The sequence below is a fragment of the Streptococcus sp. k-628 genome, from assembly GCF_013277475.1.
In the GTDB taxonomy this organism is placed as follows: Bacteria; Bacillota; Bacilli; order Lactobacillales; family Streptococcaceae; genus Streptococcus.
In genome coordinates this window covers 1-21,352 of the sequence record NZ_VMMZ01000009.1, presented here as the reverse complement: position 1 = coordinate 21,352, position 21,352 = coordinate 1, and the positions used below count along the sequence as shown (strand labels likewise).

The following is a 21,352-nucleotide window of genomic DNA, read 5'->3' as shown; positions in this document are numbered from 1 at the left end:
GATCTCATCTTTGAAAAATGGATTTCCTGACCTCACAATTGAGCCTTGGTCTCAATTGTGCCCCTTGCCAATCTACAGATTGGCAAAACACCACGGCAATAACTATCGCTATATGAGCTCACTTTGTTCGCTCAGCGATTTTACTTTAAATAATTGCTTTTCGTGTGACGACGGCGACGCCTTCTGGTGCCCAGACGGCGACTTTGGCGGTGCCTGTTACTCGGATCCAACCTAGTCCTGAGATGACTAGGTCTGTCTTATCCTTGATGTTAAATACATGCTCAACCAGTTTAGGAAATTCTTCTTTTTCCTTACTATTTGGTGGTGTTAGAAGGGTTCCGACGTGCTTATCATAAAAGTCACTAGCACCTTCTAATTTGGTACGGTGTAGTTTGAGTTCATTGTCAAAGAAGGCAGTGAAACCTTGCTTCTCACCTGTAATGAAGTCAAAGCGTCCGAGACCTCCTAAAAACAGGGTTTGTTCAGGATTGAGCTGATAGGTTTTAGGCTTGATTTCCTTTTTAGGGCTGACATACTTGAGGTTTTTGGCCGTCAAGTAATGAGCCATTTGGTGACGATGGATGATTCCCGGTGTATCGTAGATATAAGAGCCGTCGTCAAGCGGAATATCAATCTTGTCCAAGGTTGTCCCTGGGAAACGCGAAGTCGTAATGACATTCTGATCACCCGTGATTTCTTGGATAATAGCATTGATAAGGGTTGATTTTCCAACGTTGGTTACACCAACCACATAGACATCACGGCCCTTACGGTAGTGTTCAATCTTGTCAATGACTTCCTTAATGGCATGCTTGTTTTGTGCTGAAGTCAGGACGACATCAACAGGGCGAAGACCTTCTTCGTGAGCACGCTCCATGAGCCACTGGCTAATCTTGCCCGGTTTAACTGACTTAGGTAGGATATCTTTTTTATTCCCAACCAAGAGGACATCATTACCTGATACAAAACGTGGCAAGCCTGGGATGACAGAGCCATTAAAGTCAAAGATATCAATGACATTGACCACTAAGGAATCACTGTCTCCCACCTCGTGTAAGAGCTTGAGGAAATCATCGTCTGTCAACTGAACATCCGTGATCTCATTATAGTGGCGGAGACGGAAACAGCGTTGGCAATAGACTTCGCCAGTCTCCAAACCTTTTTCAAGTGCCGACTGGGGAGTAAATCCAAGACCAGCCTTGTCTGTCGTCTGAATGGTTGCTCCACAACCAATACAGAGAATTTCTTCCATAGTTAAATTCCTTTTTTATATGTAATCGGTCCGTACTTTTCAGTGATTTTTCGCATGACACGACGCTCACGAGCTCGGTTAATCTGTGTTTTAATCGAGTCATGTTGGACCAAGGGTTTGACTAAAATCGAGCGAATGCCAGCACGGTGGGCTGCTCGTATATCTGTCATGAGCTGGTCGCCAACCATGACCACTTCGCTTTTCTCATAGTGGAATTCCTTCATGGCACGGTCAATCCCAAATGTGAAGGGTTTCAGAGCCCAATAGACGTAATCAATTCCAAACTTCTCAACTGCTCTTTGGACGCGTTTCTTAGTGTTATTTGAGACTACGATAATGCGAATGCCCGCGTCCCGAAGATCATGTAGCCATTGCTTCATCTCTGGCGTCCCATCAGGGTTATTCCAAGCAATGAGGGTATTATCCAAATCGACCAAAACAGCCTTGATTCCCTGCGCCTGCAGGCTTGGGACTGTCAGATCATAGACTGCTTCCACAGCAAAATCTGGCATGTAATTTTCAATCGCCATTCTGGCTCCTTCTCTTTTATTTTCTAGTAATTTTCTTCAGCCATTGAGATAAGGCTGCCCATAAAATCAAGCTAGCCATTAAGATATAAATCCAAGCATTTGGCTCTTCTGTAAATGGTAGAGGAACATTCATTCCGAAGAAACCTGTAATAACCGCAAGTACTGCTAGTAAGACGGAGACAATAGTCAAAATTGTCAAACTATCATTCAAGTTATTGTTTAGGATGTTGTTGTAAGAAGCTGAGAGTTGTTGCAAGACTTGAGAAATCAAGTCTGTCATAGACACCAACTGATGGGCTTCAATCATGGCATCATCAAACTGCTCTCGTTCGACATCATTAAATCTCCGATAAAGAGCATGGCCCTGGATATGTTCCAAGAGGAGTCGATTTTGTTTTGCTGCTGCTGTCAAGTAAACCATACCAGTCTCCAAGTCAGAGAGGGCGAATAGATTTTTCTTTGTTGTAGTTTGACGTAGCAAGGCACTAATTTCGTCCTTACTTTTATCCATCTCTTCAATGACAGGATAATAAGCGTTACTGATAATCTCTAAACCAGAAAAGAGAAACTTGTAAATAGAAAGCGACTCATGGCTATCCAGATAAGCTGACATCTGATCAATGACATAAGCATTCTTATGGTTGCTGATGGTAATCATTCGTTGTTTTTCAACGATAAAGGTCATCGGAATCGCTTCATAATATTCTTTGTCTTTTTCTAAATCAAGAACATTATAAATAAAGGTAACCGTCCCACTTTCACGGTGGTAGTCCATGTGGGCACGTTCATTCCTATCCAGTGCGTATTCAATGGTTTCCTTGTCCAGACCGTAGATTTCAGAAAGGTCCTCTAGTTTTTTCAACTTGTCTAAATCTAGGTTAATCCAGGTACAACCATTGCCCAACTGTTTTTCTAAAAACATCTTCTCTCCTTTACCAAACTCTTTCTATTGTACCACAAATTACTTAAAATAACAGGGCTAGTCTGTGCGTGAGAAATTGCTAACAACCGTGATATTTCGGTTAGGGACAAAGTGAAGAGCTTGCTCCTCACTACGAAGCTGTGTCGTACGAATTCCCACACTGACAACCTTACCCGATACAGTAATGGGGCCATTTGTCAGAACGACCTCATCTCCCACATCCAGTTGACGTTCAAAGAGGATGAAAAAGCCATTGATGACATCAGACAGAAAACCTTGGGCTCCCATCCCAATCGCCACCCCAGCAATCCCAGCTCCAGCCAACAAACTAGATACAGGTAAGCCTAAAATCGATAAAATACAGTAGAGTAAAAAGAAATATAGCGTATAATTAAACACATTTTCTAGTAAACGCGCAATAGTCTTTTGACGCCCGACATCATGATGAGACATTTTTAGAGAAGGTTTGACAATTCTCTGTACCATGGTATGAAGCATTTTTTTAGCAATATAAAATACAATCAAAAGCAGTAAAAGAGAAATAATCTTGGTTAGAATATTCTCGATAATGGTTGTCACATCTAGCTTTTCAATATAAGCTTGAATAAATTTTTGCATATAAAACTCCTTTATTTCATTATACCATATTTTCATCAGTCTCATTCTCCATAAATATTCAAAAAATAGACAGAAAATTCTTGATTTTGTCTATCATTTATACTATAATCATAATCACTACACAAAAAGGAGATTATTATGAAAAGAATCATTCATGCTTGGAACAAGGCAAGCCTTGTCAAGCGTATCTTGATTGGTATGCTTTGTGGGGGAATCCTAGGACTGACCCTTCCTAATCTCTCAGGGATTGGGCTACTCGGGGACTTATTCGTTGGAGGTCTAAAAGCTGTTGCTCCTATCCTAGTCTTTGCCCTCGTTGCCAATGCCCTTTCCCAACATCAAAAGGGGCAAGATAGCAATATGAAAACTGTTATTTTCTTGTATATCCTAGGGACTTTCGCCGCTGCTCTTGTAGCTGTACTAGCAAGTTTCATCGTCCCTATTGAAATTACCCTAAATAGTGCCAATACTGAAATTGCTCCACCAGATGGGATTGGACAAGTCCTCAGCAACCTCTTGCTCAAACTGGTTGACAATCCAGTCAATGCCCTCATTACTGCCAACTACATCGGTATCCTATCTTGGGCAGTTGTTTTCGGGATTGCTATGAGAGAAGCCAGCAAAAATAGTAAAGAATTGCTAAAAACTATCGCTGACGTGACTTCTAAAATTGTCGAATGGATCATCAACCTGGCTCCATTTGGAATCCTTGGCCTTGTTTTTAAAACCATTTCTGACAAGGGAATCGGAAGCCTTGCCAACTACGGTATTTTATTGGTTCTATTAGTAACGACTATGCTTTTTGTTGCCCTTGTGGTCAACCCTTTGATTGCCTTCTTCTTTATGAGACGCAATCCTTACCCTCTAGTTTGGAACTGCCTTCGTGTCAGCGGTGTGACAGCCTTCTTCACTCGTAGTTCTGCGGCTAACATTCCTGTAAACATGAAACTCTGCCATGACCTTGGACTAAACCCAGATACCTATTCTGTTTCTATCCCACTTGGTTCTACTATCAACATGGCAGGGGCAGCGATTACCATTAACGTTTTGACCCTTGCTGCAGTTAACACTCTTGGAATTCCTGTTGACTTTGCGACAGCCTTTGTCCTCAGTGTAGTAGCAGCTATCTCAGCCTGCGGTGCTTCTGGTATCGCTGGCGGTTCCCTCCTTCTCATCCCAGTTGCTTGTAGCCTTTTCGGTATTTCTAACGATATTGCCATGCAAGTTGTTGGGGTTGGATTTGTGATTGGTGTCATCCAAGACTCATGTGAAACAGCCCTTAACTCTTCTACAGATGTCCTCTTTACCGCCGTTGCCGAATACGCAGCAGCCCGTAAAAAATAACTCATAAAGGCAAGCCTGCTCAGGTTTTGTCTTTTGCTCTTTTATTCTAACTTATACTCTTCGAAAATCTCTTCAAACCACGTCAGCTTCGCCTTGCCGTACTCAAGTACTGCCTACGGCTAGCTTCCTAGTTTGCTCTTTGATTTTCATTGAGTATTATCAGGAAATTCTTATGTCTATTAGCCAACGTACGACCAAGCTCATCTTAGCTACCTGTCTTGCCTGTTTTCTTGCTTATTTTCTCAATCTTTCCTCAGCAGTTTCGGCCGGAATTATCGCTCTCTTGAGCCTATCTGATACGCGTAGAAGTACCTTAAAACTGGCTCGCAATCGACTCTTTTCCATGCTCCTAGCTCTGGCTCTCAGTGTTCTAGCTTTTCACTTGAGCGGATTTCATATCTGGAGCCTTGGCCTCTATCTTGCCTTCTATGTGCCTCTAGCCTACAAGATGGGCTGGGAAATTGGCATCACACCAAGCACTGTTTTGGTTAGCCATCTCTTGATTCAAGAATCAACCTCCCCAGACCTTCTAGTCAATGAATTCTTTCTCTTTGCTATCGGTACAGGATTTGCTTTACTGGTCAATCTCTACATGCCTTCACGAGAAGAGGAAATCCAGCACTACCACACATTGGTGGAAGAAAAGTTAAAAGATATCCTCCAGCGCTTCAAATACTATTTATCCAGAGGAGACGGACGCAACCGAGCACAGCTGGTAGCAGAATTAGACACACTTTTGGAAGAAGCCCTCAGACTGGTCTATTTGGATCACTCTGACCACCTCTTTCACCAGACCGACTACCATATCCACTACTTTGAGATGAGACAGCGACAAAGTCGTATCCTGCGAAATATGGCCCAGCAAATTAACACCTGTCACCTAGCTGCCAGTGAAAGCCTAATTTTAGCGCAACTCTTTTCAAAAATTGCAGGTCAACTGAGCCAGACCAATCCTGCTTCTGATTTGCTAGATGAAATCGAACGCTATCTGGAAGTCTTCCGTAACCGCAGTCTACCCAAGACAAGAGACGAATTTGAAACCCGCGCCACCCTTCTTCAACTCCTACGTGAAGCCAAAACATTCATCCAAGTAAAAGTTGATTTTTACCAAAAATATGGACAGTAAAAAAGAAAACCACTAAAAAACAGAGCTTGCCAGCTCTTTTGAAAAGTAGTATAATTATTGCATGCGCAATCATCTTGTGATGCAGAGACTGTCCGTGAATGGACTTTCTTCTATTTACAACTCTAAAAAGAAAGGAGATACTATGACCTATTTGGAAAAATGGTTTGACTTCAATCGGCGTCAGAAAGAAATTGAAAGTCTCTTGGAAGAGACTATTGCCCAGCAAAGCGAACAAAGTCTGACCTTGAAAGAGTTTTATCTGCTCTACTATCTGGACTTGGCTGAAGAAAAATCTCTACGACAGATTGACCTGCCAGATAAGCTTCATCTGAGCCCGAGCGCTGTTTCTCGGATGGTGGCTCGCTTGGAAGCTAAAAATTGCGGTCTACTCAGTCGCATGTGTTGCCATCAAGATCGACGCTCTAGTTTTATCTGCCTGACAAGTGATGGGCAAAAGACACTGGCCTCGCTACAAAAGGCTGTCGAAGAAAGCTTGGAAACTGGTTTGGATTTCTTGATTTGAGATGATTTTAGAAAAAAGTTGCGTGCGCAATCATTTTTCTTGACATTCTCTTCTACAAGGAGTAAAATAAAGTCATCATCAAACAAAGGAGTTTTAAACATGATTGAAATCACCTATTTAGATGCCAGCAAGAACGAAAGAACTGTGACTTTCGAGTCTTATGAAGACTTTGATCGTTCGCAACAAGCTTGCCTTATCGGCGTCGCAGACTACTACCCTGTCCAAAAATTAACCTATAAGGGTCATGATTTGGACTACCATGGGACTTACGGAGACATCTTCTTCTATCTCAAGAAACAAGATTTAAGCCAATATAACTAAAAAAGGAGAAATACAATGGCAAAAGCAATTACAGATGCAACATTCGAACAAGAAACAAAAGACGGTTTGGTCTTAGTAGACTTCTGGGCAACTTGGTGTGGTCCATGTCGTATGCAAGGTCCAATCTTGGACAAATTGTCTGAAGAACTTTCAGAAGATGTTTTGAAAATCGTTAAAATGGACGTTGATGAAAATCCAAACACAGCTCGTGCTTTTGGAATCATGTCTATCCCAACTCTTCTCTTCAAAAAAGACGGCCAAGTTGTCAAACAAGTTGCTGGTGTTCACACAGCAGACCAAATCAAGGCTATCGTTGCTGAATTGAGTTAATCACACTAGAGACCAAGTACTTGCTTTGGTCTCTTTTTTCTTGGCCTTTGCCATTTTTCAAAAAATATGCTAGACTGTAAGTAGAATATTACGATGTTTGGGAAATGCCATCGCTAAAAAAAACCTTGACTTGGTATTTTTTAGCTCCCTCAAGGGAGCTTTTTGCGTGCTCTGAACATTTCCCATTTTGGAAGGAGTACTATGAAACGTCAATCTGCCTTGGTCGTCTTTAGTGGCGGTCAAGATTCTACAACCTGCCTCTTTTGGGCTAAAGAACACTATGAAACAGTCGAAGCCGTTACCTTTGCCTACGGTCAACGTCACCATCTCGAAATTCAAGTTGCCCAAGAAATCGCTAAGGAACAGGGCATTCGCCATCACATCCTAGATATGTCTCTGCTGGGACAAATCACTGAAAATGCCTTGACTTCTGATTTGGAGATTGAGCAAAAAGAGGGAGAGGTTCCCAACACCTTCGTTGACGGTCGCAACCACCTCTTTCTATCCTTTGCGGCAGTTCTTGCTAAGCAACGGGGCATTAAAGATATCGTGACAGGTGTCTGCGAGACAGACTTCTCAGGCTACCCTGACTGTCGGGATGTCTTTGTCAAATCCCTCAATGTCACCCTCAACCTTGCCATGGATTACGACTTTGTTATCCAAACACCTCTCATGTGGCTGGACAAGGCTGAAACTTGGGAATTAGCTGACAAACTCGGTGCCTTTGACTATGTTCGTGAAAAGACCTTAACCTGCTACAACGGAATTATCGGGAGTGGCTGCGGAGATTGTCCAGCCTGCCACCTACGTCAACATGGTTTAGATGTTTATCTCTCACAGAAAGGAGAAGCCTAATGTTTTTTGCACCCAAAGAAATCAAACAGGAAACTGGAGAGTCTCTTGTCTACAATCCTCACAGAACCTTGGTATCAAAAGAATTTACCTTTGATGCTGCCCATCACCTCTTTCACTATGAGGGAAAATGCAAATCCCTGCACGGCCACACCTATCATTTGCAGATTACTGTCAGTGGATTTTTAGATGAACGGGGTATGACCTACGATTTCGGAGACATCAAAGCGATCTACAAGAACTACTTAGAGCCCCACTTGGATCATCGCTATCTCAATGAGACTCTTCCCTATATGAACACGACTGCTGAAAATATGGTTTACTGGATTTTCCAAACCATGAGTCAAGAGTTGCCAGACGAGCGCGGTCTCCGTTTGGAATACGTTCGCCTCTATGAGACTCCGACTGCCTTTGCAGAGTTTAGACGGGAGTGGTTAGATGACTAGGGAACGTGTCCTCAAACTACCAGTTCTGGAAATTTTTGGGCCAACCTTTCAAGGCGAAGGCCGTGCTATTGGGCAGAAAACCATGTTTGTCCGCACTGCAGGTTGCGACTACCACTGCGACTGGTGCGATTCTGCCTTTACTTGGGATGGCTCTGAAAAGCCAACTCGTATGACAGCTGACGAGGTCATTGCTGCCTTGGATAAATTGGGGAGCTACGACTACGTCACCCTATCTGGGGGAAATCCTGCTATCCTAGCAGCTAACATGGCTGAACTCGTCACTAAACTCAAGGAACGTGGTGTCACTCTAGCTGTTGAGACCCAAGGCTCCCGCTGGCAAAATTGGTTGAAAGACATCGACCAGGTCACCCTCAGTCCCAAACCTCCTTCATCCAAGATGGAAGTCAACTTTGAGACCCTGGACTTTATCGTTTCCCAATTGGATCCAGATAAAGTCACCTTTAAAATTCCTGTCTTTGACGATGCAGATTTAGCCTTTGCCAGAGGCATACAAGAGCGCTACCAACCAGATGTTCTCTTCTTATCAGCTGGAAATCCTGAGCCCAAGGCCACAGGCAATATTGTCCAAGACCAACTAGACCGCCTTAAAGAACTCTGGGAACGCATCGCTGCTGACGATAGCTGGGGCAATGTCCGCGTCCTTCCTCAACTCCATACCCTCCTCTACGATAATCAACGTGGTGTTTAAAATTAGAAAGAAAAAAATCATGTCACAACAAGAAGAAATGAAAAACCTCAGCCTCCTCGGCAACAAAGAAACCAACTACATTTTCGAGTATCAACCAGAAGTCCTGGAATCCTTTGACAATCGTCATGTGGAAAATGACTATTTTATCAAATTTAACTGCCCTGAATTTACCTCGCTTTGCCCAATCACTGCTCAGCCAGACTTTGCGACTATTTATATTTCCTACATTCCTGACAAGCTCTGTGTCGAGTCAAAATCTCTCAAACTCTACCTCTTTAGCTACCGAAACCACGGAGATTTCCACGAAAACTGTATCAATACCATCGGGAAAGACTTGGTCAACTTGCTAGACCCTCGCTATTTAGAAGTCTGGGGAAAATTCACTCCGCGCGGTGGCATCTCAATTGACCCCTACTACAACTACGGTAAACCAGGAACTAAGTATGAAGGCTTGGCAGAACAACGCCTCTTCCAACACGACCTCTACCCAGAGAAAATTGACAACCGTTAAACTCATACTCAATGAGAATCAAAAAGCAAACTAGAAAGCTAGCCGCAGGCTGCCCAAAGCACTACTTTGAAGTTGTAGATAAGACTGACAAAGTCAGCTCAAAACACGGTTTTGAGGTTGCAGATGGAAGCTGACGTAGTTTGAAGAGATTTTCGAAGAGTATCATACGAAAAATCCCTGTTCCTCGAGATGAGGAGCAAGGTTTTTTAAGTTTCAATTATTCTTCTGTTCCAAGAAAGTTTTTCGCAACAAGGGCTGCAAGAATCCCACCAACGATTGGGGCAAGGATGAAAATCCAAACTTGTTGAAGGGCTGCACCACCTACCAAGACAGCAGGTGCCAAGCTACGAGCTGGGTTCACTGAAAGCCCAGTAATGTTCAATCCCACAAGGATCATGGCCATCAATGACAAACCGATTACCAAACCAGCAATCGCGCCATTGCCTTTGCTTGCTGATGTCACAGTCATGATAACCAAGACAAACAAGAAAGTTGCGATGACTTCAAACAAGAAACCACCAAAGACAGTGACACCGTTTGCCAAGGCATTTTCACCAAGACTTGCAGTTGACATACCTGAGTTAGCCAAGAGGAAAAAGACTGCGCCAGAAGCAATAAAAGCTCCAACAACCTGACCAAGGATGTAGTTGACAAGGTCTTTTGATGACAAACGTTTGTTTACAAACATAGCAATCGAAACAGCTGGGTTCAAGTGAGCACCTGAAACAGTTCCGATTGAGTAGGCTGCAACCACGATGGCTAAACCAAAGGCAAAGGCAATCCCAAGGTGTCCAAGACCTTCAAGACCATTTCCAAAAACAACAGCTCCTGTCCCAACGAACACAAGCATGAACGTACCGATTAACTCAGCAACAAATTTTTTCATTTTCTTTCTCCTTTTTTCAAAAACTAGATACTAGTCTATCAAAAGAAGGAAAGGGTTTCAAGAAAATTGATTGGAAATTTTCAGGATAAAATTCTATAAAAATGGTAGTGTTTATTTGAAACATTTTTTCTAAAGGTATATAATGTCAATATAGTTCTAATAAATTATTTATTCCCTAATTTGAACTAATTTTTACAACTTTGCTGTTCTTTTATGAACGTTTGAATGGTATCGTGGATACCAAGGAGGAATCATATGTCTAAAGTTGCTATTGTCACAGGTGCAGGTCAAGGAATTGGTTTTGCAATTGCAAAACGATTGGTTCAAGATGGCTTTAAGGTAGGAGTCTTAGACTACAATCCCGAAACAGCTGAAAAGGCTGTTGCCGAATTATCAGCCGAAAATGCCTTCGCTGTCGTGGCCGATGTTTCGAAACAGGCAGAAGTTGCACAAGCATTTCAAAAGGTTGTTGACCATTTTGGTGATTTGAATGTTGTCGTAAATAACGCTGGTGTTGCTCCCACTACTCCTCTTGATACAATTACTGAGGAACAATTTACACGCACTTTCGGTATCAACGTTGGTGGTGTCATTTGGGGTTCACAAGCTGCACAAGCACAATTTAAAGCACTTGCCCACGGAGGTAAAATTATCAACGCAACCTCTCAAGCTGGTGTAGTCGGTAATCCAAATCTAACTGTTTATGGTGGAACCAAATTTGCTGTTCGCGGAATTACACAAACATTAGCACGTGATTTAGCAGACTCAGGCATCACTGTTAACGCCTACGCACCAGGTATTGTTAAAACACCAATGATGTACGACATCGCTCATGAAGTTGGTAAAAATGCAGGAAAAGATGACGAATGGGGTATGCAGACATTTGCAAAAGATATTACTCTAAAACGTCTATCTGAACCAGAAGATGTAGCTGCTGCCGTCAGCTTCCTTGCAGGACCAGACTCAAACTACATTACAGGACAAACCATTATCGTTGATGGTGGTATGCAATTCCATTAAGATATAGGAAAAGAGGTTGGAAAATGATTCAACCTCTTTTATTAGTTTTCATTATTAGTTAGGACGATACAATAGAAACTCTTTCAATAAGTAATATTAGCTTATCTCTAGTATTGAAAAGACTGGATAGCGTCTTTCAAGTCATCTTGTAAACTATTTCTCTGGTCAAGTTGGACATAGACTTCCAACAGACAAGATCTAAAGTTGGAAAATTTATAAAAATCTTCCCTTTCTTCTATCGGAAAGTCAACATCTTTTATCCAAGAAGCTACTTGCTCTTGCTCTAACTTCCCTTGTAAAATCAGTTCATAGATCACTCTTGCTAAACGCCAATCTTCATCATCTGTAAAACGAATCGAAATTCTTTTAAATAGTTGACCAAGTATGTCAAATACTTCATGAACTCTGGTTTTAGGAAAGTCTGGATGACAAACTACCTCTGTCAGTAAATCGGCTCCATGTGCAAAAGCATGAACCCAACCATACTGACTGGAAAAACCCGTTGTATCCTTTTCTTTTGAAAGATAGTACAAACCTTGATTTAAAAGGACATTACGAATTTCTGCTTTTAATCTCTGATAGAAAATCGATTGCTGGTTGGCATCTGCAGCCAAGAGATTTGTATAAACAAGTGCCCTAAAAGAACGTTCAAGGGTTGACAGGCCTACCTTATCAATCTCTTTATCTATCCCTCCATCAGATGAAATCCCCTCAGCAATGAAATAAAATTGTTCCTGTGTAAATAGCTCTTCCTGAATCCCTCTAGCAAAGCTTGTAAAAACAAGGTCATCACGAATTTCTGGAGAAGGATCTCCCAAATGGTCAAGCAACCACTGGATTTCTTCCTCATGATAACTTGGTTTTTCTTCTGCTATTTTTCTAAGTAACTCTTGATACATGGTCAATACCTCTACATTTCTAGCAGCTGTTCAAAAAGCTAGTCCAAGATAACTTTCTATCTTATTCTTTTTTAGATGGACGTTTGCCTGCTGCAATTGCATCAGCCTCTGTCATCTCGACAACGTTGGCTTTATTAGTATTTGACGGCATTCTATCCTTGTTATACCAATATACTTTCGCTTGACCATTCTTAGCGACGTAAACAATTCTATCTTGCTGTTGGGCTTTAGTATCAGCTTCATGAGCAATTCTTTGCTCTTCTTCTTTTTGAGAAATGAAAGACTCAACTGCATCTATCCTACCAAGTAATTCTACCTTTTTATCATTATTTTCAATCTGATTAACTGTTTCTTTAGCAGACTTCACTTGACTTGCATCTTGACTTTCTTCCAATTGTTTGACTAAGGTTTCACCTTTTTCTTGCAACTCATTTGCAGCTTTTTCTTTGGCAATTCTCTCTTCTTCTGCTTTTTCTTTAGCTTTTTTCTCTTCTTCAACTTTTTTCTCTTCTTCAACTCGTTTTGCTTCTTCTATAATAGATGAAGCATCGGTTGTTGACTCTACTTTAGCAGTGGATGCCGCAGTTTGCTTAGTTTCTGATTGAGAAGATGAAATTTTCTTGGTGACTGTTGGGGTTTGAAGAGCAGCTGCAACAAAACTAACAATGAAAAGCCCTATCATTAAATTTCTTTTTCGAATATCTGGTGCTTTCTTTACAAAATACCAAATACCAACTCCACTCAAAACTAGATAGAGAGCAGGCAAAGCAATCAATAAAATGATTCCCAACAAGACTAGGCCTATTTTGATAAAACGTATTCTTTGTGAATCCTGCTCCAGCCATTTTTTAATTCTGTTCATATCGTTATCCTAAATTCCTTTACTCTCCCAACTGGGCACTGTAGGCGATGATCTGATCAACTGTGTCAGACAAGAATTGGATGGTATCACGGAGTGGTTTATCTGTAGAGATATCTGCTCCGATAATCATAGCTGACTCAAGCGGTGTCTTGCTACCACCTGATTTGAGGAGATTGAGCCAATCTTCAGCTCCAGTTTCTGAATGCTTCAGATGAAGGTAACCAGCAGTCGAGATGACTAGCCCTGCTGAGTAAGTGTAACTATACAAGCCCATGTAGTAGTGAGCTTGACGCATCCAAGTCAAAGCTACATCATCGTCAATTTCAATGGCATCTCCCCAGAAATCCGTCAAAACTTCCTTCATAATGCTGTTGAGTTTACTTGCTCCGAAGGTTTCTCCTTCTTCAATCAATGTATAAACCTTACGCTGGAAGGCTGCTTCCAAGAGGTGAGTTATAAAGTTATGGAAGTAGGTGTCTGTCAAGCGGTGAGCCAGAGCGAAGCGTTTTTGACGTGGGTCGTCAGATTGGTGCTCCAAGTAATCACTGAGAAGCAATTCATTGAAAGTTGACGGTGCTTCAACATAGTAGGTCGACATGTGGGCATTAAAGTAGCTTTGGTGATTGTCTGAAAAGATGAACTGACCAGAATGCCCTATTTCATGAATCAAGGTATAGACATCGCTCAAACGGCCTGTCCAGCTCATGAGAACATAAGGATGCACGCGATATGGGTCCGCTGCATATCCGCCAGAATCCTTGCCACTATTGGCAGCAAAGTCCACCCAGCGCTCTTCTTGATAGCGCGCAACTTCCTGACAATATTCTTGTCCCAAAGGTTCTACTGACTTCATGACCAAATCATAGGCGTCGTCAATAGTCACTTGAGGATTGAGGGCGCTGTCCAAATCCAATTTCCAGTCTGCAAAGGTCATCTTTTCAAGACCATTCACCTTGGCAACATGCTTGAGGTATCTCTGAGCAACTGGCGCAAAGTCCCTCATGATGAGATCAATCTGACGATCAAACATAGCACGGTCCACTTCTTGTTCAGCTAGAAGATAGTCAAAGACAGAGTCATAGCCCTTCATATCTGACAAGAGTTTCTCAGACTTGACTTGGGCTAAATAAGCTGCGGCTGCCGTATTTTGGTGCTTACGAAGTCCTTCTGAGAAGGAACGGAAAGATTTCTCACGAACCTCAGCATCCTCGTGATTTTGGTAGAAATTCTCATAGGTGACAAAACTGTTTTTGTAGGTCTTGCCATGAGCTTCAAAGTCAGCCATTTCAAAATCCCCAGCTCGCATCTTAGTGTAAATATCCTGCGGACTGTAGAAAACTTCACCAAGATTGGTCAAGGCTTTTTCCACATCAGCCCCTAGATAGTGGGCTTTTTTGATTTTGGCCTGACGAATGGCAGCTGTTAAATGAGGCAATTTACCCAAACGGTCCAAGACTTCCTCATCTGCTGCCACCAAGGCATCGTCAAAGAAGGTCAGAGCTACGCTGGCGTCTGTTTCAAATTCCATCCCAGCTTGGGCAATATTGGCAAATTCGTCATTGCTATAGTCTGTCGTCTGCGGCATAAAACCATAGTTACCAATATGGCTCATCTGAATGTAGATTTGTTCCAATTCCGCAAAGGCCTTCTCAAAATCCTCAAAAGTGTGAAGATTGTCCTTGTAATCACGGCTAAACTGGTTGATGTCTTCGCGAGACTTCTCGATTGCACGCAAGAAATCCTCACGGTCTTGGTATAGGGCTGTTAAATCCCAAAGTTCCTTCTCTGTAAATTCTGAACGGTGTTTTTGTTCCATTTTCTTCCTCTTATTTCTCTAATTCTAATAAAACACTAAGGGCTGATAAGGCGTAAAGCGGTGCTGTTTCTGCTCTTAGAATGCGAGGACCAAGTCCTGCCAAGACTGCTCCCTTAGCTTCAAAACTCTCAATTTCTGTAGGTGACAGACCACCTTCTGGACCAAAGATAAAGAGCAATTTGGCTCCTTTTTCAAGACCAGAGACCGCTTGTAAGAGCGCAGCGGCTTCTCCTTCTTTAGCCGACTCTTCATAAGCCACTACGACGCGGTCAAACTGGTCAAGTTGGGCTAGAAAATCTGCTTTCTTCTCAAAAAGCTGAATACTTGGAACCATATTACGCTTGCTTTGTTCTGCTGCTCCAAGGGCAATTTTTTCTAGTTTTTCAACCTTTTTACCCAATTTCTTGCCATCCCATTTGGCGACCGACCAATCGGCAGGAAAGGCCCAAATTTGGCTGGCACCCAGTTCGGTTACTTTTTGAGTGATAAACTCCAGCTTGTCCCCCTTGGGAAAGCCGGATGCGATGGTCACTTGGACTGGCAGTTCCACATTGTCAGCCAATTCTTGTACCAACTCAAACTGACGTGCTTCCACATCCAGCACACGCGCCAGGCGCTTGATACCATCATCAAAGACTAAGGTCACCTCATCATCTTCTTTCAAGCGCATAACCTGAAACATATGCTTGCTGGTTTCCTTGTCCTTAATGGTAACAGGAGAGATAGCACTGCCTTTGACAAAATACTGTTGCATGCTAGCCTCCAATCACACCTGAAATATCCTTGGTTTTCTTAAAGACACAGGCATTCCATTCCCCTTGAATCATGTGGGTTTCAAGGAAAAATCCAGCTGACTCAGCCGACTCGCGCACCATATCCCACTTGTCCTTAATAATTCCACTCATGATGAGGTAGCCTTCGTCCTTAACCAAACGATAGGCATCGTCTGTCAGATGAATGAGGATATCCGCCAAGATATTAGCCACGATGACATCTGCCTCAATCTCAACACCCTTAAGCAAATCTCCTGCTGCTACATGGATGTTTTCCATACCAGGGTTGAGTTCAATATTTTCCTGAGCGACTCGAACTGCCACATCATCTAGGTCATAGGCGAAAATTTCCTTAGCACCAAGTAGCGAGCTAGCAATGGAGAGGACACCTGATCCAGTACCCACATCTAGCACCGTTTCGCCACCACGAAGGACCTGCTCCAAGGCAAAGAGACTCATCTTAGTGGTTGGATGGGTCCCCGTACCAAAAGCCATACCTGGATCCAGCTTGATAATCTTTTCTCCCGCATTCGCCTCATAGTCTGTCCAAGAGGGAACGATGGTCAAATCATGAGTGATACGAGCTGGTTCATAGTATTTCTTCCAGTTGTCTGCCCAGTCTTCCTCAGCCAAGGCAGTTGTCCCCATCTTGACCTCACCCAAATCCATAAAATCTGTCAATTCTGCTAGGCGAGCCTGCAAGTCCGCCTCAACCGTTGCTATATCAACCGTTTCAGGGTAGTAGGCTGTCACTACGATTTCTTCTTGCTGCTCGACCTCTGGGAAAATTTCACCGAAGCGGTCGACATTTCCCACATAGTCCATGCTGTCTTCAATCGCAACACCTTGCGCTCCCAGCTCAATCAAGAGATTGGAAACCAACTCCTCTCCCTCACGCTTCACTGTAACTTTTAACTCTTGCCATGTTTCCATATTTAAGATACCAAGCCCGTAAAACAAAAAGCCAAAATAGGAAATTCTCTGAAGACGCTTGTGTCTAAGAAAAGTTTATCTTTTTGGCACAGTGTTTAGGGCGAGTTCAGTTTAGAAATGTAACTGAACCATCCTTTCTATTTGTCAATCAATTTTTTCATGTAAACCATATCCATACCTTCTTTTTCAGGTTCAATATGGGTTTGATGGTAGCCGTTCTTCTCATAGAAAGCAACCATACCTTCATCCTGTAATACCGTACACAAATCCCATTGTGTGATGGTTGGAAATTCTTTTTCCAGTAAGCTTAAACCTTTAGATCCATAACCTTTTCCTTGATACTGGGGCAAAATTGCTGCCGTTCCCAACCAAGCCTCCGTCAACTCTTCATTGGTCTGAACTCGTAAAAATCCGATTTTATCTTCGTTTTCTTTCACAAAGTAGTAATTGCTATTGGGACGCTCGACTAGTTTCCACTTAATTCGTTCACGGTCCTCCAGATAAGGATCGTATTCATCTTGGTATTTGTCATAAACAGCCTTAAAGCTAGCTCTTTGAATCGCAATGATGGTCTCCAAATCCTCTGCTCCTGCTCGTTCAAGTCTTATCATAAACTTTCCTCCAAATAATCCCTCAATCTACCCTGCAACTGCGGAACTACTTGACTGGAGCTAAGAAATTCCTCGACATTCATTAACTGATAGCCCTGTCCTTCATCTCCAAGTACAATCTGGTCAAACTGTTCTTGACTTAGCTGACCAACCATAAAGACAGAGTGCCGACCATCATAGAGCATACTTGGGTAAACCTTGCTCCAAAGCAGACAATCCTCAGTCAGATAAACACCAAGTTCTTCATAAACTTCACGCGCCACACACTCAAAAGGACTTTCATCCCCCTCTCGTCCCCCACCTGGAAGTTCCCACATATTGGGCCAGGGAATGCTTGCCTTATCATCGCGTAAGATAGTCAAGAGCTTATCCCCACAAAACAAAGCAATCTTACAGCCTGTGAAATCAGAAATTTCTATTTCCATATTAGACTCCTTCGGCTAATTCCTTTTCCAGCTCGGCTAACCAGTTTTGATAATAGCTTTTCTCATCCCGTAACATCCGGCTGCTATTCATTTTCTGTCTAGCAATCTTCATAACCTTGTGAGTTTGAACTACATCTTTCTTTACCTTAAATTGATACCAAGCTTGAATGACCTGCATATCTGCTGTTTTTAGAGATAAAAAGGATTTGACCCCTCGAATACTTGCATATTCTTCCGCTTTCTTATTATCTCCTTCCATCAGAGCAATTTGAAGAAGGTATAATTGACAAATAGTTTTAGACATTGGATTATCTGTTTTCTCTAACACAGACTGAAACTGTTGCTTTGCAAGCTCTATATTATCATCCAATATGAATACCAATCCCTGAAGAGTCTGAACACTTTCTGCAAAACTCCCTCTCGCCTCCTCATCAACAGGCATGATAAAGTCTTTTAAATCATATTCTTGAGGAGCTAGCAAGGTCTGGGCAGAATGCCTCAACATCAGGTAGGCATATTTCGTATTTTCAGGGTGTTGTAGCAATTCCCAAATTTTTGCGCCATCGGTGATGCCGACTGGCAAAATGTTATTTAGGAAGAAAGACAAATTAAGAAAAATCCAAGTCCCTGCAAAATACCAGCTTCTTGTCAAAAATCCAAACACTATCGCCAATAATATCAAGCTGAGATGAACCATCAAGCCTCCTGAAAGCATCAGGATGATTCTTTGATCGCTTTCATCCTCTTTTAAACCAATGTATTGAGCACCAACATTTTTCAGAATGGCTGTTCTACTAAGATGAAATCTGCCTGAACTTTTGGTCAAAATAAAATGTCCTAATCCAAAAGCCACCAGCCGATAGCCTGTCAAGTAGCCACAAAAAGCATGTCCCAGCTCATGAAGAATAAAGATTAAATATATACTTAGAAGAGCGAAGGCATAACCAAAAGTAAAGACTAAAACTGCGGAATACCCCAACTCTGCAAATGCGATGGTTCCACAAGCAAAAGCTAGCATCATCACAAGAACAGACACTGTCTGAATCAAATACGTCACAATTTTTTTCATAAACTCTCCCAATAATCCCTAGTATCTCGGATAAGGATAAAATTCTCCCTCTTCCAAGCCCACTTTTCCTTCTTCAAAGACTTCTTGGTTCCATTCCATGACGAATTCTTCTGCTTCTGGGTCTTCCAAAAAGTCCATGAGGGCATCCAGCCCAACCTCGGCAGTATCTTTAAGGAACAGCGCAAAATAAGCTAAAAATTCGCGAGAAAAACCTTTTTTAGGCAAGTAAGGGATGACCGTCAAATAGTCTTCTGTATTGACGGTTGACTTGGCAGGATTGTAAAAAAGCACTGCTTCTTCAAAGAGGATATCATCTGATGAAACTTCTCCATCTTCATCCACCATCTCCACACCTGCAGCATTTTGCGCTTCCAATAGAAAACTCACTTCAACCGCGTGGTTACGCTTGTCCCAACTAATCTCAAAGTCAAAGGGAAAGTTCTTCTCCAACTCTTCCTCTAAAACATCTAAAAATCCATATGTTGCCATTTTGTCCTCTTTCTATGCGACTCTTAAATCGCCCCGATTGCTCGAAAATATGCTAAAATAGATACTACCATCTTACCACATATACATCAGAAAATCCACGCTAGAAAGGACTGCTATGCCAGACAATCTCGCGCTTCGCATGCGCCCTAAAACCCTCGATCAGGTCATTGGTCAGGAACATCTGGTCGGACAAGGAAAAATCATCCGCCGCATGGTGGAAGCCAACCGCCTGTCTTCCATGATTCTTTATGGACCTCCTGGAATCGGCAAAACCAGTATTGCCTCAGCCATCGCTGGAACAACAAAGTATGCCTTTCGAACTTTCAATGCGACAGTTGATAGTAAAAAGCGATTGCAAGAAATTGCGGAAGAGGCGAAATTCTCTGGTGGTCTCGTCCTATTACTAGACGAGATTCATAGACTAGATAAAACCAAGCAAGACTTCCTCCTGCCACTCTTGGAAAGTGGACTGGTCATCATGATTGGCGCTACGACTGAAAATCCTTTCTTTTCTGTCACTCCTGCCATTCGTAGCCGTGTTCAGATTTTTGAGTTGGAACCTCTGTCTAACCAAGACGTCAAAGAAGCCCTGCAGATAGCTCTAAGTAACCCTGAGCGTGGTTTTGATTTTCCAGTAGAACTAGATGAAGATGCGCTGGATTTCATAGCAACCTCTACAAACGGAGACCTGCGTTCTGCCTTTAACTCGCTGGATTTGGCAGTTCTCTCTACCCCTGAGAATGATAAGGGCATCCGCCATATCACTCTAGACATCATGGAAAATAGCCTGCAGCGGAGCTACATTACCATGGACAAGGATGGAGACGGTCACTATGACGTTCTATCTGCCCTGCAAAAGTCTATCCGTGGCTCAGATGTGGATGCCAGTCTTCACTATGCTGCCCGCTTGATCGAGGCTGGTGATTTGCCAAGTCTCGCTCGTCGTTTGACTGTTATCGCTTATGAAGATATCGGTTTGGCCAATCCTGAGGCCCAGATTCATACCGTGACTGCTCTGGATGCTGCCCAGAAGATTGGGTTCCCAGAAGCCCGCATTCTCATTGCCAATGTCGTAATTGATTTAGCCCTTTCTCCAAAATCCAACTCAGCCTATGTAGCTATGGATAAGGCACTTGCTGACCTCAAAACATCAGGGCACTTGCCTATTCCGCGACACCTGCGTGATGGGCACTACAGTGGAAGCAAGGAACTGGGGAATGCCCAAGACTATCTCTATCCTCACAACTATCCTGGAAATTGGATTAAACAAGACTATCTACCAGAAAAAATTCGTAATCATCACTATTTCCAAGCAGAAGATACTGGTAAATATGAACGGGCTTTGGCTCAAAGAAAGGAAGCTATCGACCGTTTGCGAAAAATCTGAAATCCTTTTCAAAAAATTGCACTTTCCTCTTGATTTTTTTTGAAAAAGTGGTATCATATAAACATAGAAACGCTGTGGTGTACGACTTCACACTTAAGTGTTGACCGACTATTTTTTGTATTATTAGGGAAACAAAAGTCTTCTAACAGCATGTAGGCCGTCTCACACGGAAACAGCTTCAGTTAGAGCGAGTTGCCCACCTGCTTAATTGCGCGGGTTCAATACAAACCGTGAAGTTTCGGCACCAATACAGCTTTTTTCTTTGCCTCCTTAGCTCAGCTGGCAGAGCAGCGGACTCTTAATCCGTGGGTCACAGGTTCGATCCCTGTAGGGGGCATCTAAATACAACAGGAAAAGCCTTGGAACCAAGGTTTTTTTGCTTAAATAAAATTTTTTTCAAATTCTTTAGAAAACTAGCTTAAATCATAATCCAACACCAATTTTACAAATACTATAAACTAAGCTTATATACCCAAAACACAAAAAGTTCTCTTTCTATTTTGCTAGAAAGAGAACTTTTTCTTTAGGAGAAATAACTTATACTCAATGAAAATCAAAGAGCAAACTAGGAAGCTAGTCGCAGGTTGCTCAAAGCACTGCTTTGAGGTTGTAGATAGAACTGACGAAGTCGGTAACATCTACACGGTAAGGCGACGCTGACGTGGTTTGAAGAGATTTTCGAAGAGTATTTATTTTTA

At 42.4% G+C, this 21,352-nt stretch carries 25 protein-coding genes and 1 tRNA gene; 12 read left to right on the top strand and 14 right to left on the bottom strand.

The genetic code is table 11. The features are described from left to right. Nucleotides 1-145: 145 nt before the first annotated feature. The 4 genes from yqeH to HT730_RS01620 are packed head-to-tail and all read right to left on the bottom strand — an operon-like array spanning nt 146 to nt 3,322. Nucleotides 146-1,252 (bottom strand): ribosome biogenesis GTPase YqeH, encoded by a 1,107-nt coding sequence (yqeH, locus tag HT730_RS01635; protein WP_173306599.1) that lies wholly within the window; start codon nt 1,250-1,252, stop codon nt 146-148. A gap of 2 nt (nt 1,253-1,254) precedes the next feature. Further along, nucleotides 1,255-1,782 (bottom strand): YqeG family HAD IIIA-type phosphatase, encoded by a 528-nt coding sequence (locus tag HT730_RS01630; RefSeq protein WP_000963748.1) that lies wholly within the window; start codon nt 1,780-1,782, stop codon nt 1,255-1,257. Nucleotides 1,783-1,798: 16 nt separating this feature from the next. Then, on the bottom strand, nt 1,799-2,704 hold the full coding sequence (locus HT730_RS01625) for a magnesium transporter CorA family protein (protein ID WP_173306598.1): 906 nt from the start codon (nt 2,702-2,704) through the stop codon (nt 1,799-1,801). 57 nt (nt 2,705-2,761) lie between these two features. Continuing rightward, nucleotides 2,762-3,322 carry a mechanosensitive ion channel domain-containing protein gene (locus tag HT730_RS01620; RefSeq protein ID WP_001168881.1) on the bottom strand — a complete coding sequence of 187 codons (561 nt, stop codon included), beginning with the start codon at nt 3,320-3,322 and terminating at the stop codon, nt 2,762-2,764. Nucleotides 3,323-3,460: 138 nt separating this feature from the next. On the opposite strand from HT730_RS01620, the gene sstT reads away from it, so the two are divergent. From sstT to queF, 9 genes are all read left to right on the top strand, one after another. Then, nucleotides 3,461-4,666, top strand: coding sequence for a serine/threonine transporter SstT (sstT, locus tag HT730_RS01615; RefSeq protein WP_119943197.1), 1,206 nt, complete (start codon nt 3,461-3,463; stop codon nt 4,664-4,666). A 172-nt stretch (nt 4,667-4,838) separates the two neighbouring features. Continuing rightward, complete coding sequence (locus tag HT730_RS01610; RefSeq protein WP_173306597.1) at nt 4,839-5,792, top strand: aromatic acid exporter family protein; 954 nt, start codon at nt 4,839-4,841, stop codon at nt 5,790-5,792. Nucleotides 5,793-5,934: 142 nt separating this feature from the next. Continuing rightward, nucleotides 5,935-6,315: a MarR family transcriptional regulator gene (locus tag HT730_RS01605; RefSeq protein ID WP_173306596.1), complete on the top strand. Its 381-nt coding sequence runs from the start codon at nt 5,935-5,937 to the stop codon at nt 6,313-6,315. A 99-nt stretch (nt 6,316-6,414) separates the two neighbouring features. After that, on the top strand, nt 6,415-6,636 hold the full coding sequence (locus HT730_RS01600) for a DUF4649 family protein (RefSeq protein ID WP_000570253.1): 222 nt from the start codon (nt 6,415-6,417) through the stop codon (nt 6,634-6,636). Nucleotides 6,637-6,651: 15 nt separating this feature from the next. Next, complete coding sequence (trxA, locus tag HT730_RS01595) at nt 6,652-6,966, top strand: thioredoxin (protein ID WP_001029579.1); 315 nt, start codon at nt 6,652-6,654, stop codon at nt 6,964-6,966. A 201-nt stretch (nt 6,967-7,167) separates the two neighbouring features. Further along, nucleotides 7,168-7,821, top strand: coding sequence for a 7-cyano-7-deazaguanine synthase QueC (gene queC, locus HT730_RS01590; RefSeq protein WP_173306595.1), 654 nt, complete (start codon nt 7,168-7,170; stop codon nt 7,819-7,821). Continuing rightward, nucleotides 7,821-8,264 carry a 6-carboxytetrahydropterin synthase QueD gene (gene queD, locus HT730_RS01585; RefSeq protein WP_173306594.1) on the top strand — a complete coding sequence of 148 codons (444 nt, stop codon included), beginning with the start codon at nt 7,821-7,823 and terminating at the stop codon, nt 8,262-8,264. The genes queC and queD overlap by 1 nt, the downstream gene beginning before the upstream one ends. Continuing rightward, nucleotides 8,257-8,973, top strand: a complete 717-nt coding sequence (gene queE, locus HT730_RS01580; RefSeq protein ID WP_023938861.1) for a 7-carboxy-7-deazaguanine synthase QueE — start codon at nt 8,257-8,259, stop codon at nt 8,971-8,973. The genes queD and queE overlap by 8 nt, the downstream gene beginning before the upstream one ends. A gap of 19 nt (nt 8,974-8,992) precedes the next feature. Then, nucleotides 8,993-9,484 carry a preQ(1) synthase gene (gene queF / locus HT730_RS01575; protein WP_000082587.1) on the top strand — a complete coding sequence of 164 codons (492 nt, stop codon included), beginning with the start codon at nt 8,993-8,995 and terminating at the stop codon, nt 9,482-9,484. Between the two features lie 217 nt (nt 9,485-9,701). On the opposite strand, the gene HT730_RS01570 is transcribed toward queF, so the two are convergent. Then, nucleotides 9,702-10,370 carry an aquaporin gene (locus HT730_RS01570; RefSeq protein WP_173306593.1) on the bottom strand — a complete coding sequence of 223 codons (669 nt, stop codon included), beginning with the start codon at nt 10,368-10,370 and terminating at the stop codon, nt 9,702-9,704. A 255-nt stretch (nt 10,371-10,625) separates the two neighbouring features. Here HT730_RS01570 and HT730_RS01565 point away from each other — a divergent pair, with 255 nt between their 5' ends. Beyond that, the gene (locus tag HT730_RS01565) at nt 10,626-11,390 is read left to right on the top strand and encodes a (S)-acetoin forming diacetyl reductase (RefSeq protein ID WP_173306592.1); all 765 of its coding nucleotides are present in this window, start codon (nt 10,626-10,628) and stop codon (nt 11,388-11,390) included. A gap of 107 nt (nt 11,391-11,497) precedes the next feature. Here HT730_RS01565 and HT730_RS01560 read toward each other — a convergent pair whose 3' ends face one another. The 9 genes from HT730_RS01560 to HT730_RS01520 all read right to left on the bottom strand — a co-directional run bounded on the left by HT730_RS01560 (nt 11,498) and on the right by HT730_RS01520 (nt 19,267). Beyond that, nucleotides 11,498-12,289, bottom strand: a complete 792-nt coding sequence (locus HT730_RS01560) for a DUF2785 domain-containing protein (RefSeq protein ID WP_173306591.1) — start codon at nt 12,287-12,289, stop codon at nt 11,498-11,500. A gap of 61 nt (nt 12,290-12,350) precedes the next feature. Beyond that, nucleotides 12,351-13,151, bottom strand: a complete 801-nt coding sequence (locus HT730_RS01555; protein WP_173306590.1) for a deoxyribonuclease — start codon at nt 13,149-13,151, stop codon at nt 12,351-12,353. A gap of 19 nt (nt 13,152-13,170) precedes the next feature. Next, on the bottom strand, nt 13,171-14,967 hold the full coding sequence (gene pepF / locus HT730_RS01550; RefSeq protein ID WP_173306589.1) for an oligoendopeptidase F: 1,797 nt from the start codon (nt 14,965-14,967) through the stop codon (nt 13,171-13,173). 10 nt (nt 14,968-14,977) lie between these two features. Continuing rightward, on the bottom strand, nt 14,978-15,721 hold the full coding sequence (locus HT730_RS01545) for a 16S rRNA (uracil(1498)-N(3))-methyltransferase (protein ID WP_173306588.1): 744 nt from the start codon (nt 15,719-15,721) through the stop codon (nt 14,978-14,980). Nucleotide 15,722: 1 nt separating this feature from the next. Further along, nucleotides 15,723-16,673, bottom strand: a complete 951-nt coding sequence (prmA, locus tag HT730_RS01540) for a 50S ribosomal protein L11 methyltransferase (protein WP_173306587.1) — start codon at nt 16,671-16,673, stop codon at nt 15,723-15,725. 137 nt (nt 16,674-16,810) lie between these two features. After that, entirely contained in the window at nt 16,811-17,284 is a 474-nt protein-coding gene (locus HT730_RS01535; RefSeq protein ID WP_173306586.1) for a GNAT family N-acetyltransferase, read from the bottom strand. Further along, complete coding sequence (locus tag HT730_RS01530) at nt 17,281-17,709, bottom strand: NUDIX hydrolase (RefSeq protein ID WP_173306585.1); 429 nt, start codon at nt 17,707-17,709, stop codon at nt 17,281-17,283. The genes HT730_RS01535 and HT730_RS01530 overlap by 4 nt, the downstream gene beginning before the upstream one ends. A gap of 1 nt (nt 17,710) precedes the next feature. Further along, the gene (locus tag HT730_RS01525) at nt 17,711-18,778 is read right to left on the bottom strand and encodes a M50 family metallopeptidase (protein WP_049523922.1); all 1,068 of its coding nucleotides are present in this window, start codon (nt 18,776-18,778) and stop codon (nt 17,711-17,713) included. A gap of 18 nt (nt 18,779-18,796) precedes the next feature. Further along, nucleotides 18,797-19,267 carry a DUF3013 family protein gene (locus HT730_RS01520; RefSeq protein ID WP_049523921.1) on the bottom strand — a complete coding sequence of 157 codons (471 nt, stop codon included), beginning with the start codon at nt 19,265-19,267 and terminating at the stop codon, nt 18,797-18,799. A 115-nt stretch (nt 19,268-19,382) separates the two neighbouring features. On the opposite strand from HT730_RS01520, the gene HT730_RS01515 reads away from it, so the two are divergent. Then, nucleotides 19,383-20,654, top strand: coding sequence for a replication-associated recombination protein A (locus tag HT730_RS01515; RefSeq protein ID WP_049523920.1), 1,272 nt, complete (start codon nt 19,383-19,385; stop codon nt 20,652-20,654). Between the two features lie 264 nt (nt 20,655-20,918). Then, nucleotides 20,919-20,991: transfer RNA gene (locus HT730_RS01510), tRNA-Lys, on the top strand. Nucleotides 20,992-21,352 lie beyond the last annotated feature (361 nt).